The 15219-nt window shown below is 47.4% G+C and carries 16 protein-coding genes; 7 read left to right on the top strand and 9 right to left on the bottom strand.

Going from position 1 to position 15219, the window contains the following annotated elements:
• Nucleotides 1-14: 14 nt before the first annotated feature.
• The 5 genes from recR to GMA8713_RS00855 all read right to left on the bottom strand — a co-directional run bounded on the left by recR (nucleotide 15) and on the right by GMA8713_RS00855 (nucleotide 4308).
• The gene (gene recR / locus GMA8713_RS00875; protein WP_062704817.1) at nucleotides 15-617 is read right to left on the bottom strand and encodes a recombination mediator RecR; all 603 of its coding nucleotides are present in this window, start codon (nucleotides 615-617) and stop codon (nucleotides 15-17) included.
• 2 nt (nucleotides 618-619) lie between these two features.
• A complete protein-coding gene (locus GMA8713_RS00870; RefSeq protein WP_002539630.1) occupies nucleotides 620-949 on the bottom strand; it encodes a YbaB/EbfC family nucleoid-associated protein in 330 nt (109 codons plus the stop codon).
• A gap of 56 nt (nucleotides 950-1005) precedes the next feature.
• Nucleotides 1006-3156 carry a DNA polymerase III subunit gamma/tau gene (gene dnaX / locus GMA8713_RS00865; RefSeq protein WP_062704815.1) on the bottom strand — a complete coding sequence of 717 codons (2151 nt, stop codon included), beginning with the start codon at nucleotides 3154-3156 and terminating at the stop codon, nucleotides 1006-1008.
• Between the two features lie 105 nt (nucleotides 3157-3261).
• Entirely contained in the window at nucleotides 3262-3807 is a 546-nt protein-coding gene (apt, locus tag GMA8713_RS00860) for an adenine phosphoribosyltransferase (RefSeq protein ID WP_062704813.1), read from the bottom strand.
• Nucleotides 3808-3909: 102 nt separating this feature from the next.
• Nucleotides 3910-4308, bottom strand: a complete 399-nt coding sequence (locus GMA8713_RS00855) for a YbaN family protein (RefSeq protein WP_062704811.1) — start codon at nucleotides 4306-4308, stop codon at nucleotides 3910-3912.
• A 315-nt stretch (nucleotides 4309-4623) separates the two neighbouring features.
• Here GMA8713_RS00855 and GMA8713_RS00850 point away from each other — a divergent pair, with 315 nt between their 5' ends.
• Nucleotides 4624-4971: a hypothetical protein gene (locus GMA8713_RS00850; protein WP_062704810.1), complete on the top strand. Its 348-nt coding sequence runs from the start codon at nucleotides 4624-4626 to the stop codon at nucleotides 4969-4971.
• Between the two features lie 22 nt (nucleotides 4972-4993).
• On the opposite strand, the gene GMA8713_RS00845 is transcribed toward GMA8713_RS00850, so the two are convergent.
• The gene (locus tag GMA8713_RS00845; RefSeq protein ID WP_232314303.1) at nucleotides 4994-5644 is read right to left on the bottom strand and encodes a YccT family protein; all 651 of its coding nucleotides are present in this window, start codon (nucleotides 5642-5644) and stop codon (nucleotides 4994-4996) included.
• 57 nt (nucleotides 5645-5701) lie between these two features.
• Nucleotides 5702-6661 carry a porin gene (locus GMA8713_RS00840; protein ID WP_062704806.1) on the bottom strand — a complete coding sequence of 320 codons (960 nt, stop codon included), beginning with the start codon at nucleotides 6659-6661 and terminating at the stop codon, nucleotides 5702-5704.
• Between the two features lie 516 nt (nucleotides 6662-7177).
• Between GMA8713_RS00840 and dinG the strand changes: the two genes are divergently transcribed.
• The 6 genes from dinG (at nucleotide 7178) to GMA8713_RS00810 (ending at nucleotide 13533) form a co-directional block, all read left to right on the top strand.
• Nucleotides 7178-9253 (top strand): ATP-dependent DNA helicase DinG, encoded by a 2076-nt coding sequence (gene dinG, locus GMA8713_RS00835; RefSeq protein WP_062704804.1) that lies wholly within the window; start codon nucleotides 7178-7180, stop codon nucleotides 9251-9253.
• A 14-nt stretch (nucleotides 9254-9267) separates the two neighbouring features.
• The gene (locus tag GMA8713_RS00830; RefSeq protein WP_062704802.1) at nucleotides 9268-10041 is read left to right on the top strand and encodes a sulfite exporter TauE/SafE family protein; all 774 of its coding nucleotides are present in this window, start codon (nucleotides 9268-9270) and stop codon (nucleotides 10039-10041) included.
• 22 nt (nucleotides 10042-10063) lie between these two features.
• The gene (gene priC / locus GMA8713_RS00825) at nucleotides 10064-10612 is read left to right on the top strand and encodes a primosomal replication protein PriC (protein WP_062704800.1); all 549 of its coding nucleotides are present in this window, start codon (nucleotides 10064-10066) and stop codon (nucleotides 10610-10612) included.
• A 7-nt stretch (nucleotides 10613-10619) separates the two neighbouring features.
• Nucleotides 10620-11540, top strand: a complete 921-nt coding sequence (locus GMA8713_RS00820; RefSeq protein WP_062704798.1) for a histone deacetylase family protein — start codon at nucleotides 10620-10622, stop codon at nucleotides 11538-11540.
• On the top strand, nucleotides 11537-11707 hold the full coding sequence (gene rsmS, locus GMA8713_RS00815; protein WP_062704795.1) for a pleiotropic regulatory protein RsmS: 171 nt from the start codon (nucleotides 11537-11539) through the stop codon (nucleotides 11705-11707). The genes GMA8713_RS00820 and rsmS overlap by 4 nt, the downstream gene beginning before the upstream one ends.
• 407 nt (nucleotides 11708-12114) lie before the next feature.
• On the top strand, nucleotides 12115-13533 hold the full coding sequence (locus GMA8713_RS00810; RefSeq protein ID WP_062704793.1) for an alanine/glycine:cation symporter family protein: 1419 nt from the start codon (nucleotides 12115-12117) through the stop codon (nucleotides 13531-13533).
• 82 nt (nucleotides 13534-13615) lie between these two features.
• On the opposite strand, the gene GMA8713_RS00805 is transcribed toward GMA8713_RS00810, so the two are convergent.
• On the bottom strand, nucleotides 13616-13858 hold the full coding sequence (locus GMA8713_RS00805; RefSeq protein ID WP_062704791.1) for a TIGR02647 family protein: 243 nt from the start codon (nucleotides 13856-13858) through the stop codon (nucleotides 13616-13618).
• A gap of 130 nt (nucleotides 13859-13988) precedes the next feature.
• A complete protein-coding gene (locus GMA8713_RS00800; protein ID WP_339385752.1) occupies nucleotides 13989-15176 on the bottom strand; it encodes an MFS transporter in 1188 nt (395 codons plus the stop codon).
• Nucleotides 15177-15219: the final 43 nt, after the last annotated feature.

The raw sequence follows: 15219 nt of genomic DNA, 5'->3' as shown, positions 1-15219 counted from the left end.
GGCCTTTTTGCTTTCTATCCCAAACGGTGACGTCCGATAATCGAGTGAGAAAGTGTGGTACCATCCACCAACTCTAACTCCCCTCCCATCGGAACACCGTGTGCTATGCGACTGGCAATCACACCATGCTCGGCACAAAGCTCACTGATGTAATGTGCTGTCGCTTCACCTTCCACGGTCGGGTTGGTAGCCAGAATCAATTCAGACACTGACTCGCTGGATAACCTCTTTTCAAGCAAATCCAGACCGATGTCAGAAGGGCCTATACCATCCAGTGGTGACAAATGCCCCATAAGAACAAAGTAACGACCCGAATACTGACCCGTTGCCTCTATGGCGGCAATGTCTGCCGGGCTTTCGACCACACAGATTTGACCGTTTTCCTGACGACGAGGATTAGCACAAATAACGCACTCTTCCTCTTCAGTGAAGGTTCTGCATTTTTCGCAATGGCCGATATCGGTCATTGCGGCAAGCAAAGCTTCGGAAAGCTTTACACCGCCTTGGCGGTTACGCTGAAGAAGGTGAAAAGCCATACGCTGTGCTGACTTGGGACCGATCCCAGGTAGACAACGCAAGGCTTCCATCAACTGCTCAAGCAATTGGCTTGTACGCATACTTAAAATGGCATTTTAAAGCCTGGAGGCATTTGCATGCCGCCAGTGACTGAAGCCATTTTCTCTTTCTGAGCTTCTTCAATGCGACGCGCTGCATCGTTAAATGCCGCAGCAATCAGGTCTTCCAGCATATCTTTGTCGTCTTCCATCAAGCTGTCATCCAACTCAACGCGACGAACGCTGTGGCTGCCGGTGATAGTGACTTTTACCAAGCCTGCACCCGCTTCGCCGGTAACTTCCATGTTCGCAATTTCTTCCTGCATCTTCTGCATGCGCTCTTGCATTTGCTGCGCCTGCTTCATCAGGTTGCCCATTCCGCCTTTACCAAACATATTCTTCTCTCTATGTAGCTTTAGGCTGAGATTCGGTGAATCGCAGCCCATTAGGTTTATATAGGTCTAACGCTCTCTTCATCTATCTGCGCAGAAAAACGCTGGCAGATGAAGCGAACATTGGGATCATCGCTCAGGCTTTGGGAAGCCTGAGCCAATTTTTCTGTATAAAGTCTGTCGCGCCATTCAAGCGGTGTGGTACCTGCTTCTCCAAGCGTGACCGACAGTGTTAATGAGGTGCCCAGTTGGTTGCTCAAAGCTGCCAATAAAGCTGCCTGCGCCTTATCAGTATTCAAGTGAGCCTGTTCAGAGCGAAGGCAGAGATTAATCTGATTACCATCCCGCTCCATAGAAGCGTTGAGTGCCATCTGCTTCACCAAACGAGGTGCTTCCAACGCGCTGGCAATACGGCTCCATTCATCAAGTTCAATTGACTCTTTTTCGAGCTTATCGCGCATTTCCGGCGTGCGCTCATGTTGAAGCGCCTTTTTGATTTTGTCTGGTGTGACTGAAACGATCTTCTCTTCTGTCGTTTCTACTTTAGTTGGCTTCCAGCGATAAGCTTCATCTTGGGTGGCGGCACTTTCATTCGGCATCAATGCTTGCTGGAAAACAGCAGGATCAGCAGGCTTATGTTTTGCTGCGATACGGTCGATAACCGACAGTGCATCACCGCCGGCTGTTGCCGCACTACCCTTTTTTGGCGATTGGCCCTCTTGCTGACGAACCCGACTTCTCAACATATTGCGGGCTGCAACCAGGCTTCCTGCAGAAGAAGGCGCCGCTGACTGAGGTTGTTCGGGCGCAGCCGTTGGCTGGGCTGGGATATCATAATCTGAATGAGACTCTGTTTCCCGTTGCGCCTCCATTTCCATCGCAGCCATGTGCGCAGACATCTGAGGATCATCCTGAGCCAAGTTTGGCTGAGAATCCGGCGAATGTTGCAGTTGTGGTGGCGTCACTTCTGACTGAGCAGGAGCCGCTTTACTCACTTTTCGGCTGGCTTCTACCTGTGCTTTTAGGGTTTCCAGTCGAGCATTTGACTGGGGGACCGACGCTACTGCTTGCTTATCTGGCTCAGTCAAAGGCTCGCCAACCGCCGAAGGCTGGTACTGCTGAGACGTAACAGGCCTAAACGCCAACATACGCAGTAACACCATTTCAAGACCGGCACGACCATCCGGTGCGTAAGGCAAGTCTTGGCGTCCCTGTAGCGCTATCTGATAGAAAAGTTGCGTATCTTGCGGCGAGATGGATTGACTGAGCATTAAAATACGTTCTGCATCCGGTGATGCTTTATCAACAGACTCTGGCAAGGCCTGTGCCATGGCCACGCGATGCAACTGACCAGCAATTTCTTTTAATAGCCCGTCCCACTCAACGCCCACTTCAGCCAAATGTGTCAGACACTGCATTACATGGTTTGCATGGCCTTCTGCCAACGCCTCAAGCAACAAAATCGCCTGATCGGTACTTAAAGTACCCAGCATCTCTGTTACCTGCCCTTCCTGCACGCTGCCATTACCAAGGGCAATCGCTTGATCTGTCAGAGACAGGGCATCACGCATACTGCCTTCAGCAGCTCTCGCGATAAGGGAAAGCGCTCTGGGTTCTGCCACAACAGATTCTTGCTCAAGAACATATGCCAGTTGGTCTTTAATCTGAGTGGCATCCAAATGCTTCAAATGAAACTGCAGACAGCGCGACAGAATCGTCACAGGCAGCTTTTGCGGATCAGTAGTAGCCAACAGGAACTTTACGTACTCCGGAGGCTCTTCCAACGTTTTTAGCAACGCATTGAAGCTATGACGCGAAAGCATATGTACTTCGTCTATCAGATAGACTTTGTAACGGCCACGAGCGGGTTTGTATTGAACGTTGTCTAGAAGGTCACGGGTGTCTTCAACCTTGGTACGAGAGGCTGCATCAATCTCTAACAGATCAACAAATCTGCCTTGATCGATTTCCTGACAAGTTGAACAAACACCACAAGGCGTGGAGGTGACACCCTGTTCGCAGTTCAAGCCCTTGGCGAAGATGCGGGCGATAGTCGTTTTACCCACACCGCGCGTACCGCTGAAAAGATAGGCGTGATGCAGACGATTATGGTCGAGCGCATTCGCCAAAGCTGTCAATACATGGGATTGGCCGACCACATCGCGGAACTGGTGTGGTCTCCATTTTCTGGCTAGTACCTGATAACTCATGCGTTATAAATTCTTTCTATAGTCTTTTGCCATGCTAGCACAGACACAAAAAGAGCGCGATCTTGGCGATCACGCTCCTTTCACTTTAAGCGCTTTAACGCTCGATTAATGACCGTCAAACTGGCAGATGCTGTATACATCAATACCATTCTGTTGAAGACGCTTCTCACCACCAATTTCCGGCAGGTTGATGATAAAAGCAGCGTGAGCCACATCACCACCCAAACGGCGAATCAACTTGGTCGTTGCTTCAATCGTGCCACCCGTTGCAAGCAGGTCATCAACCATCAGAACTTTGTCACCTTCAACGATAGCATCGGTGTGGATTTCCAGCTTATCTGTACCGTATTCCAGCTCGTAGCTCTCGCTGATCACTTCGCGCGGCAGTTTTCCTGGTTTACGAACAGGAACAAAACCTACACCCAGCTCCAGAGCCAAAGGCGCTCCAAACAGGAAACCACGGGACTCAGTTCCTACGATTTTTGTGAAGCCTTGGTCTTTATATTTTTCGACAAGCAGTTCAATTGTTGCTTTGTACGCTTCCGCGTTCTCCATCAAACTGGTGATGTCACGGAACATAATGCCTGGCTTTGGGTAGTCAGGGATGGTTTTGATGTTGTCTTTGATAAATGCGATTTGATCTTGGCTCATAATGACTCACCACAGTGCGTGGCTTCCGATAATACTGGAAGTAAATGACCCCATTTTCGCCCGCTATCAAAAGCCAGCAGATGGGGAGACGAAGGGGCCATGTTATGTATTTTCTGTGGCGCGGGCAACAGGTTCAATTTCGCGCAAACGGTTAAACCAAAATAAAAGTGCGGCGCACATCGAAGCCAACATAATCTTGTGCCAAAGTTCGGGCACGATCGCTATCGAGAGGGAAAAGCTGAGAACAATAAACAATGTCGCACGACGCTTAATTTTTTTGTCGATGGCGCGATGCTCGTTCCAGTTATTGATGACTGGACCAAAGGTAGGATGATTATGTAACCACTTGGCTATACGAGGTGAGCCGCGCACGAAGCATGCGCTGGCGAGGAGCAAGAAAGGCGTTGTGGGTAACAACGGGAGAAAAATGCCGATGACACCTAAAAATACACAGAGCCATCCAACACTCAGCAAAAATACACGTTTTATCGATTCTTGCACTCTTCCTCCCTAAAGGGTTCTTATCTGCTTAGCATGCCAATCCAAGTGAGGGTTGCAGGCAAGGTTGGGATAAACAGTACTGCAATCATTCCCAAGAAATAAGCAAAGTTAAACGGATCTTTGAAGTTAGCGTCCATCTTTTTACATCCTTTTAGTTCTGACTATTATCGAGCAGGCTGCAAATATAACCGTTAAATCTATGGTTAAATACCGACAAACAGCAGGGTTTATCTCTTTTTGTCTTGATATATATCAGAACAAAGACAGTCGATTTCACTACACTGTCCCGGTTACAACGCGCACCGAGACATCACAATGATTGATACAGAAACTGTAGCACAGCTACAACAAAAGCTCGCGAATGAGAAAGAAGCGGTACGCAGCAGATTAGAAGATGTACTGATTGGCTTAACGGGACTGGACGTTTCAAATGTCCCTACAGCACATCTGATTAAGCTATGTAGAAAAGAAAGAAGCACCAATTTGCATGATGATGGATTAAGACTGGAGAAAATCGACGCCGCACTTTGTGCTATTCATACAGGGCTAATTGGGCTGTGTGCGGACTGTGAGGAAGAAATAGAAGTTGGGGATATTATTTCTGACCCAGCTGAGTCGCGCTGTAGGGCTTGCCGAGAACACAGCCGTTATCACCACGCATAAAAAAACGCCTTGCGGCGTTTTTTTACTCTTGGTCAATTACCCACTTACGGAATGCTTTGCGTTCTTCTTTTGACGCTTTGGTGTACCAGAGTTTGAGTTGTGCAAGTGCATCGCCAGTTAATTCCACTTTGCCAGTTTCAGAAACAGCAACAACAACCTCTTCATTGAGATCTTTTATTTCCTGACCTTCGAAGTAGATACCGTTTTTCTTGTTGTAGGTAGCTAATGCTTTTGGAAGATCATCGTAGGGAAGAAAGCCAGGATTACCAGGAAGCTCATCAAGCTGGAATGGAATATCCTTCCCGTTGGTGTCCTCAATAGACCATTCTACATTGCCTTTTTCAAACGCTTTCTCTGCTTTGATGTATTTACGGAAACGTTCGACAGAGAGTGAAAGATTCTTCGCAGTATTTGTAAACTGAAAAACATAGGGTTTTGACTCAAAAAGCTTGGTTCTTGAACCATCCTTCAGAATAGACTTATAGCGGACAACAATCTGATTATCACCGTCTTTAAGTCTAATCTTATCGCCGCTACCTGCATCAGCCTCTTTACCATTTAGCACATAGGTTTGAATATCCGTACCTATCTCAATAGTTACTGCGTTGGCAAGACTGCAAAACAACATAGTAAAAGCAACACAAAGCGTCCTTATCAAACCGTTTCCCTCCAATAAACAAAGAGCTGCCCACGGGCAGCTCTATAAAAATATTATTATGGTAGTTAAAGATTAAAACTTAACTTCCATACCTACAAGGAAGCCTGTAGCGTCGTCTGAAGAGCCACCTGATGCTTCAACTTCTTCCCAACCAGCTTCGACATACGTTGTCACATTTGCATGCAGCTTGTATGTCGCATTAGCATATACGTTTTGGTACTCGTCGTCGTCGTCAGACTCAGCTAAGTTGTAGCCTAGGTAGTATTGCCAATCACCAGCGCCATAACCAAACAACAACTCGATCAAAGAGCCTGAGTCGCTCTTGTCAGTCGCACCGTTAACTTCGGTTTCGAAGTCGGAGTAGGCAACACCAGCAGTAAACGCGTCTACATTGTACACTGCACTCAGTTGGAAGGCATCGTATTCAGTAGTTGAACTGGAATCACCAGTGATGTAATAACCCGCGAGGTCAACACCTGCTACTGACGTGCCCACACCAAGGTCGGTATGCTCATTGCCTTCGTTAGCTTCGGTCTCTTCGTTCCATGCATCTAGGTCGTGAGCGATACCAAACCAAACATCACCGTCATAACGGTATTTAATTACGTTATTACCAGATGCATCACCAACAACGCCGAATTGGCTCATACCCAACTCAATGTCTTTACCGATACCAGTGTCATCCCAAATAGTAGTCTGGCGACCGACTGTAAATGTACCAAAATTTCCTTTGAAACCAGCATACAAGTCTGAGTTCGAAACGTTACCTTTTTCCCAATCGAAATCAAAATAGCCCAATGCAGTAAGGCTATCGCTGACAGCAACTTCCGTGGAGAAATTCAGATTGCCATCATCAAGGCGCACATCAAGGTTTTTGTCTTCACCGGTAAACTCGTAGTTTTGGATGATTTGGACTTCAGCCGCACCGCCTACAGCTACAGTTACACCATCTTGGTCATAAATAGTTGCTGCATTTACTGCACCAGCAGCCAGCAGAGCTGGTACTGCCATCGCTAAGATAGTCTTTTTCATGTTAATCCACTGCCTTTTCTTTATTAGATTGGAATTCCTGTTCCAGGATCCCTTTTATTTTGTATTTGTCACAACGTCACTAAAACGCCGTTACAAATACGCTTAAACTTCGAAACTTAGAGTGCAGAGAAATCTAAAATCTGTCAAATCAACCAAAATCAACATCAAAAAATAAAAATTGCTTTCAAATACATAAGGTTAAAATATCAACCTTGAGCAAGGTCACGAAAACTAAATAGCATTGTCAAATTTATGTAAAGTTGATCGCAAAGCCTAATCAGAGCAAAAAACCAAATTAGTTTAATTTTAAATAAAAATTTAGAATATTATTCTACATTCAGGCAATCTATGCAGTGAATGGCATTCCCTTTGGATTTCATAGTGATAGCTAATATTAGTTCAATTGATATTCGTGATCTATGTCTCATAATTCAGAATAGATGATCGAATACTTGAACTCTTTCACATTCTCCACACGTGATATACTGCGGTTCTACAACCCAAATTGTGACAATCATGCTTAGCACATCAACTAAAAAAGACATCCGCTCCAGCTACGAGAATTTGAAAGCGCAATTACAGAATTTTATTCCACGAAAAGCACAAAATTACCTCGTCGCAGAAATCGCCAAAACCCTTGCAGGGGACTACAACCCCAAAAGACGCATTCTGGTGGCGGAAGCGGGGACAGGTATCGGTAAGTCAATGGCTTACCTGATGGGATCCATTTGCTACGCCCTCAACAATAATAGAAAGGTGGTGGTTTCCACAGCCACTGTGGCTCTGCAGGAGCAGTTAATAGAAAAGGACCTCCCCCTTTTTCGCTGTGTCGTTCCCCGAGAATTCAGCTTTGTCCTAGCAAAAGGCCGACAGCGTTATTGCTGTGGCGAAAAGTTAGCCGCTGCAGCCAGTGCAGAAGGGCATGGGCAGCAAGCGCTATTTACGGAGAAACCGAAGAAAGCCGATATCGACATGTTTAATACTATGTATAGCGCTTACTCCCTCGGCAAATGGAATGGTGACAGAGATGCCTGGCCCAAAACGATTCCAGATCACCTCTGGCAAACTATTGTGTCCGACAAACATACCTGTCACTTAGGGTTGACCGCTCACCGCAACTGCCCTTTTGCAAAAGCCAGAGAGCATCTGGATAAAGCAGATGTTGTTGTTGCTAACCACAGTTTATTGATGGCGGACTTAGAGCTTGGTGGCGGTGTTATCCTGCCCGAGCCAGAACATGCTCTTTATATGATCGACGAAGCGCACCACTTGCCCACCGTAGCGCGAGACTTTTCTGCTGCGTCCGCCAGCTTGGTTGGCGCAGCATCCTGGCTGGAAAAACTCAATCAAAGCGCATCTAAGATTGCCAATGGCGGCGACATCAAACGCAGTGGCCGTTTTTTAGATGCCTTGCAGTCAGGAATCCAAGTGCTTATTCCCGGGCTTCGAAGCATTCGCGACATGCTGGCTCAATTCCCGCTTAATAATGATGGCGTCTATCGTTTTACCGATGGTGAATTGCCAGACACTTTGCATCTCGAATCTAAAGAAATGCAAAAAGCAGCAAAAAAAGCTAATCAATCGCTAGCAAAGCTTCATGACCTTATCTCAGAACGGGTAAAAGATGGCGAACTTGCATCCCGACTTGCCGACCCACTTCTTGCCGAATCCGCCTTCTTCTTACAGCGTTTGGAAAACCTTGAAAAAGTGTGGACCTTAATGGCACAACCTAATTCGGACAAAGGAGCGCCAATGGCAAGGTGGATTCAAAAATGTTCCGAGCGCGAATCCGACCTTATTGTTCATGTGTCACCGCTGGAAATCGGTTGGCGCTTAGACCAATTGCTTTGGTCACGAGCAGCCGGAGTCTGCTTGCTGTCCGCTACGTTACGCGCATTGAACTCATTTACTTACTTTTGCCGTCAGGTGGGATTAGACGAAAACGATGGCACCACCTTTCTCGCCCTGCCCTCGCCGTTTAATTACCAGGAAAACGCGCGTCTAGTTGTTCCCGCCATGCCTTGCGAACCGCAAGACGAGAAATTCACAAGCCATCTTCCCGGTATATTGATGGAATACATCGAAGGAGAAACAGCAACCCTAGTACTGTTTTCCTCCTACTGGCAGATGAATCAGGTTGCGGAGAAAATGCGTGCTGATATCAAAAAGCTTGGCTGGCATCTTCATGTGCAGGGAGAAGCGTCACGTTCATCTATATTAGATGCGCACCGCAAGTGTTGTGAGAAAGGGCGGGTCAGCATCCTTTTCGGGACGGGCAGTTTTTCAGAAGGCCTCGATTTACCCGGAGAGCAGCTGACCAACCTTATTATCACCAAAATTCCGTTTGCCGTACCTACTTCACCCGTTGAAGAAGCTCATGCTGAGTATCTAGAGCGAAAAGGTGGCAATGCATTCCTCCAGATCTCTGTGCCGGAAGCCAGTAAAAAGCTTGTTCAATCAGCAGGTAGACTGCTGCGCAAAGAACAGGACTCTGGTAGAGTCGTTTTGCTAGACAGACGGGTTGTCACAAGGCGTTATGGGAAAGCCTTGTTGGATTCATTGCCTCCCTTTAAGCGTGTTATGGAACACTAAGTAGAAAAATAAAAATGCTCGAACTTCTGGATCCCAATACCCTCATTATTTTGGGAATGGTGGCACTTGCGGCAGGTTTTATCGACGCTGTTGCCGGTGGTGGTGGCATGTTAATGGTTCCTGCCTTGCTTTCCATTGGTTTGCCCCCGCATATCGCGTTAGGAACCAATAAGCTGTCAGCAACGTTTGCATCATCAACAGCAGCGTTTACCTATTACCGGAAAAAGCTGTTTTCGCCTTCTTTTTGGATTCATTCCTTTATCGCCACTTTCATTGGTGCCATTTTGGGTACTTTGGTTGTGGACTATATTTCCACCGAGTGGCTCGAAAAAGCCTTGCCACTTGTCGTGCTGGCAACCGCCGCCTACACCATTTGGCTTCGCCAACCAAAAGCAGAGAATCACAATCTGCCGAAGGATGAACCTCACTTAAAAGAAAAACAGTGGGGTCAAGGGCTCACCTTAGGATTCTATGATGGGGTTGCAGGGCCCGGAACCGGCGCGTTCTGGACCGTGTCTTCTATGTCGATGTATAAAATGAATATTCTGCTTTCGTCAGGTCTGGCCAAAGCAATGAACTTCGTTAGCAACATCACATCACTCGTTACCTTTATCATTTTGGGTCATGTGAACTGGACGCTTGGGCTGACTATGGGTATGTGCCTGATGGTAGGTGCTTACATCGGCGCACATTCTGCTATTAAGTTTGGCGCTAAGTTTATTCGCCCTGTGTTTGTTACTGTGGTTGTAGTTCTATCCGTTAAACTGGCCATCGACGCTTGGCTTTAAAACCCAATAGGTATTAATAGCTATGGATTTATCATCTCTCAGAACCGAGCTTCAAACGCTGGCAAACCGAGCCGCGGAGATCGACCGTAAGCGCGGTGAGAGTGCAAAGCCGTTGTTCGATGAACGCCTATTCTCCTGTCTCGCTAAGCTGCTTACGCCTTGTGTGTCGGAAGCAAAAAGTGTCGTTGATACCCTTGAACGCGAGCAGGCAAGCGGACGCCTTTCAGCGATGCGTGCCGAGCACCTATGCGAAAAGCTGGTTAATCAAATCGGTGCGCTTCAGAGAGAAATGGCAACACTGTCTATTCGACAGCAAGAAAAAGCCATGACGCCAAAAAGTGGAGCTTCTATCAGCCAGCTCTATCAGGATCTAGCACGGCATCAAGGGTGGGAAAGAAGGCTGGAAGATATGGTACGTGACGCAGAAGCAAAGCTTGGACAGTACGCCAGCTTTACCGAACAGCAACAAGCCCAGAAGCAGTTGCTCGCAATTGAAAAGCGTCTCTCTCGCTGTCGTGAGGCCAGACAAAAAATCGAATCCCGTATTTCTTTCCGTGAGCGTAAAGGCTGAAGTTTTCATGCTGCCTATTGTTTACCATCCGATCTACTCTGACTTTCCATTGCCTGAAGGTCACAGGTACCCGCTGCAAAAATACCAACTGCTCAAGGAGCACATTGATAAGTTGGGCTGGCCAGTAACAACGTTTCAACCAACACGCCTTGAGCACGGACATCTGAAGCGTTTCCATGACGAAGACTATGTCGATGCTTTGGTGAGCGGCTCTTTACCTCTGGTAAAAATGCGACGTATTGGATTCCCCTGGAGTGAGGCACTGATACAACGTAGCCTCACATCACTGGGAGGAACCACTCTCACCGTCGATAAAGCGATTGAGCAAGGTGTAGCGATTCATCTGACCGGTGGCTATCACCATTCACACCGAGACTTTGGCAGTGGTTTTTGCCTATTCAATGATTTGATTCTCGCAGCCGACCACGCGCTTTCCTATCCGAACATAGACAAGGTGCTTATCGTCGATTGCGATGTTCATCATGGCGATGGCACAGCGACAATCGCGCAGGAGAGGGAAGACATCATTACCCTTTCGGTGCACTGTGACAAAAACTTCCCATCACGAAAGCCAGACTCGGACATTGATATCCCGATGCCTATAGGCATTGAGTCAGATGCCTACCTCTCCGAGTTCGTGCCTGTACTAAAGCTTGCTATCGCCCAACACCAACCGGATATGGTCATCTACGACGCAGGTGTTGATATTCACGTCGACGACGAGCTTGGTTATATGAATATTTGTCAACGCGGTATCGCCGAAAGAGATAAAGCCGTCATGGAATCTTGCCATCAAAATGGTGTTCCTATCGCCGCGGTTATCGGTGGTGGATACCGCACAGAGCAGAAAGCCCTAGTTCCACTTCATGCGGAGCTTATAAAAGCGGCGCTCAATACCTATTACCCAAAATGGAGTGCAAAGCCATGAGTCAATCAGGACTGGATAACGCCCCCGATGAAATCAAACTTGCCGTTGATTTAATCTATCTATTGGAAAGCAATGAGGTCGATCCTGAAACTGCATTAAAAGCGCTGGAAATCGTCAGAACTGACCTTGAACGAAAAGTGTCGAAAGCAACGATTAACTCGCAGTAACATCTTCTAACTCCCTCGATTGAGAAGCTAAATTCACACCTCAAAAATGTTAACACTAATAGTAAATAATGTTGTAAAAATATCCTTTTATTAAACTATTTGCCTAACATTTATTCTTTTAGTGAAATTTACAGATGCCAGAAGATTAAATTTAGAGTATTATCCCGCCGCTTTATTTTGCTTATCTTGACGTCAAGAGAGCAAAAAAACGGCCACAGATCATGCTCAAATGGATTTGTAAGTAGCGCAATAGAAGCGCAAATCTGCTGGCTGGAATCTCTGCACGGAAGCGTCGCCAGGACAAGTTATTTGTCCGGGGCAAAGAGCTGAAAAGGAAGTTTCAGATCCCTTGTCTCCTCCTTCTCACTCAACTGCCACTTTAAATTTGACGACAGTAGAGTTTGTATATGACGGAACTAAAAGAACTATTCGTTTCCTTTGTCGACGCCGGGAATGGCTTGTTGTGGGGAAGCGTGCTTATTTACCTGTTGATCGGCGCCGGTCTTTACTTCACTTTCCGCACCGGTTTCCTCCAATTCCGCTCTTTCGGGCACATGTTTGAGCTCATCAAAGGTAGCCGTGAAGGCGCCGACGGTGGTATCTCATCATTCCAGGCATTCAGCACCAGTCTCGCCGCTCGTGTAGGTACAGGTAACATGGCAGGCGTAGCCGTGGCGATTTATCTTGGTGGCCCTGGCGCAGTGTTCTGGATGTGGATTACTGCACTGGTGGGTATGTCTACCAGCTTTGTAGAATCGACACTGGCACAGGCATACAAAATCAATCACAAAGACAACACCTTCCGCGGCGGTCCGGCTTACTACATTGAAAAGGGTTTGGGTCAGCGCTGGTTGGGTATCGCCTTTGCTATCTGTTTGATCATCGCATTTGGTCTGGCATTCAACGGCGTACAGTCAAACTCTATCGCTGCAGCGATGAACACCGCTTTCGGCACTGATAACACTTGGGTAGGTGTGATTCTGGCGCTGGCAACAGCACCTATCATCTTTGGTGGTATGCGTTCTGTCGCCAAAGTAGCAGAGCTGATCGTACCATTTATGGCGATCGGTTACCTCGTTGTAGCCTTCTACGTTATCGGTATTAACATCACACTGCTTCCTGACGTTTTCGGCACCATCATCGGCAGTGCGCTTGGTTTTGAGCAAGCAGCAGGCGGTGCGATTGGTGCAGCCATGATGCAAGGTATCAAACGCGGTCTGTTCTCAAACGAAGCCGGTATGGGTTCTGCGCCTAACGCAGCGGCAACAGCAACCACCCGCCCTAACCACCCAGTGGCGCAAGGCTATGTACAAATGTTGGGCGTGTTTATCGACACCATCGTTATCTGTACCGCAACCGCATCTATCATCCTACTCTCAGGTATGCTGGACACTGACAGCGGTATCACCGGCATTGCGCTGACTCAAGCGGCTCTGGTTGAAGAAGTGGGCGCATGGGGTGCAGGCTTTATTGCTATCGCTATCCTCCTGTTTGCATTCACCTCGCTGATTGCCAACTACTCATACGGTGAATCAAACATCGAGTACATCTTCAAAAGCAAAAAAGCGATCAATGTCTACCGTGTTGCTGTGCTGGCAATGGTAGTGATCGGTGCTGTTGTTGACTTACCGACGGTTTGGGCATTTGCAGACCTGTCGATGGGTATGATGGCTCTCATCAACCTTGTGGCAATCCTTGCGCTGTCTGGCATCGTGTTCGCGCTGCTTAAAGACTATGAAACCCAGCGTAAAGAAGGCAAAAAGCCGACGTTCGACCGCACCAAGTTCCCGAAACTGGACAAGCAGATCGACAAAGACGTTTGGTAATCTAATACCAAACGTCAACAGACCCAAAAAACACAACATCAAAAAAGGGAGCCGATGGGCTCCCTTTCCTTTTTAAGTGGGTTTATTCAGGGTGCGATCTTAAAATGCGCAGCGCTTCTTTCGCATGCTCAACCGCATCTCGACCAATCGAAGTTAAGTAACCACCATCTTTTGCTGTGATCAGCTTTTTGTCATAAAGGCGTTCTGTTGCAGCCACAATATCAGGATCCGCATCGCTGTGAACCTTGATACCCATGAGATCAGAAGAACGAGAAAACTTCACCAGGACGTTCATTTCGTCGACCAGTTCAGACGTAAATGGCATAGCGCCTCCAACATTTATCCGTGTTTCGATACCCTTGAATATAGTTGGTCGTGCCACATAGAATTTGTGCCGAGATCAAGAACTGATCGATAAGCACCATTATGCAGCGACAAATAGACAGGAGTTTGATTCACGCCACATCCTGAGCCCGTTTTCGACCTAAGAAACTGACTTCATTGCCTGATTCTGGCGCCAAAGGCACCATTCGCGACAAAGTCAGTGACCCTAAGGCAAGGCCGGTGCCAACTAAGAAGACTGTTGTTGGAGAATACAACCACACCACGCCCAACGCTGCAGGGATAACCACCGCCGCAATATGGTTGATGGTAAAACTCACACCCGCTGTAGATGCAATGTCTTCCGGATCGGCAATCTTCTGGAAGTAGGTTTTAATCGCAATGGCCATGGCAAAGAACAGGTGGTCTACCACGTATAGCACACCCGCCATCGTGGCACTTTCCACAAAGGCATAGCCAGTAAACACACACGCAAGTCCGACATATTCCACGGTCAGTGCACGACGCTCACCAACCTTGCCAATCCAAGCACCAATTTTGGCCGCAAACAGCATGTTGAAGAGGTAGTTGACAATGAACAGAAGACTCACATCACCCACGGAATAACCGAACTTCTCAACCATCATGAAGCCGGCAAATACGACAAAGATCTGACGACGGGCACCACTAAGGAAAGTCAGGCCATAATAAAGCCAATATCTTTTGCGAAGAATCAGCTTACGGGTCTGAGCATGCGGGCTCTCAAAAGAAGGGAAAACGGCCCACAGTGCGAGCACCGCCACCAAGCTGACAAAGCCAAACAGCATGTACACGATGTTATAGCTAACCGCCATCCACTCCATTAACAGCCAAACTGCAGCGTAAGCGATAAGGCTTGCCGCCCCCTTCCAGGCCAGAACCTGTCCCATAAAGTGCGCGCTTTTGTCTTTATCTATCCACTGTAAAGTCAGTGACTGGTTGACGGTTTCGAAATAGTGAAAGCCAATCGACATCACAATCGTCGTCAAATACAGTCCCCATACCGTTGGAAACCAACCTGTCACTGCAACACCGAGACACATCACCGCCAGAAACAGCAAGGCAAATCGCTGCTCTTTAATAAACAACAAGAGATAAATTGCGGTGAACGCCAGAAAACCAGGGACTTCACGCAGACTTTGCAGCATGCCGATTTCTTTACCGGTAAACGCGGCTTTTTCTACCACAAAATTGTTGAGTAATACGTTCCAGACAGAGAAAGCCATAGCCATGATAAAGGCCATCGCGACAAGAAGATGGGCGGGAGTTCTAAAGCGTTCCACGTTATTGTTTCTCGATATTTGTTCAAAGTCGTTTACGCCAATG

This window comes from Grimontia marina (genome assembly GCF_900060185.1).
Lineage (GTDB): Bacteria > Pseudomonadota > Gammaproteobacteria > Enterobacterales > Vibrionaceae > Enterovibrio > Enterovibrio marinus.
Note: the sequence above shows the minus strand (reverse complement) of the source record. Positions and strands in the feature narration are given on the sequence as shown.

Coding starts and splice junctions, on each gene's coding strand:
- GMA8713_RS00810 (WP_062704793.1), top strand. CDS start 12,115: ATGACGGAACTAAAAGAACTATTCGTTTCCTTTGTCGACGCCGGGAAT.
- apt (WP_062704813.1), bottom strand. CDS start 3,807: ATGAGCCAAGATCAAATCGCATTTATCAAAGACAACATCAAAACCATC.
- rsmS (WP_062704795.1), top strand. CDS start 11,537: ATGAGTCAATCAGGACTGGATAACGCCCCCGATGAAATCAAACTTGCC.
- priC (WP_062704800.1), top strand. CDS start 10,064: ATGGATTTATCATCTCTCAGAACCGAGCTTCAAACGCTGGCAAACCGA.
- GMA8713_RS00850 (WP_062704810.1), top strand. CDS start 4,624: ATGATTGATACAGAAACTGTAGCACAGCTACAACAAAAGCTCGCGAAT.
- GMA8713_RS00840 (WP_062704806.1), bottom strand. CDS start 6,661: ATGAAAAAGACTATCTTAGCGATGGCAGTACCAGCTCTGCTGGCTGCT.
- dnaX (WP_062704815.1), bottom strand. CDS start 3,156: ATGAGTTATCAGGTACTAGCCAGAAAATGGAGACCACACCAGTTCCGC.
- dinG (WP_062704804.1), top strand. CDS start 7,178: ATGCTTAGCACATCAACTAAAAAAGACATCCGCTCCAGCTACGAGAAT.
- recR (WP_062704817.1), bottom strand. CDS start 617: ATGCGTACAAGCCAATTGCTTGAGCAGTTGATGGAAGCCTTGCGTTGT.
- GMA8713_RS00870 (WP_002539630.1), bottom strand. CDS start 949: ATGTTTGGTAAAGGCGGAATGGGCAACCTGATGAAGCAGGCGCAGCAA.
- GMA8713_RS00805 (WP_062704791.1), bottom strand. CDS start 13,858: ATGCCATTTACGTCTGAACTGGTCGACGAAATGAACGTCCTGGTGAAG.
- GMA8713_RS00820 (WP_062704798.1), top strand. CDS start 10,620: ATGCTGCCTATTGTTTACCATCCGATCTACTCTGACTTTCCATTGCCT.
- GMA8713_RS00830 (WP_062704802.1), top strand. CDS start 9,268: ATGCTCGAACTTCTGGATCCCAATACCCTCATTATTTTGGGAATGGTG.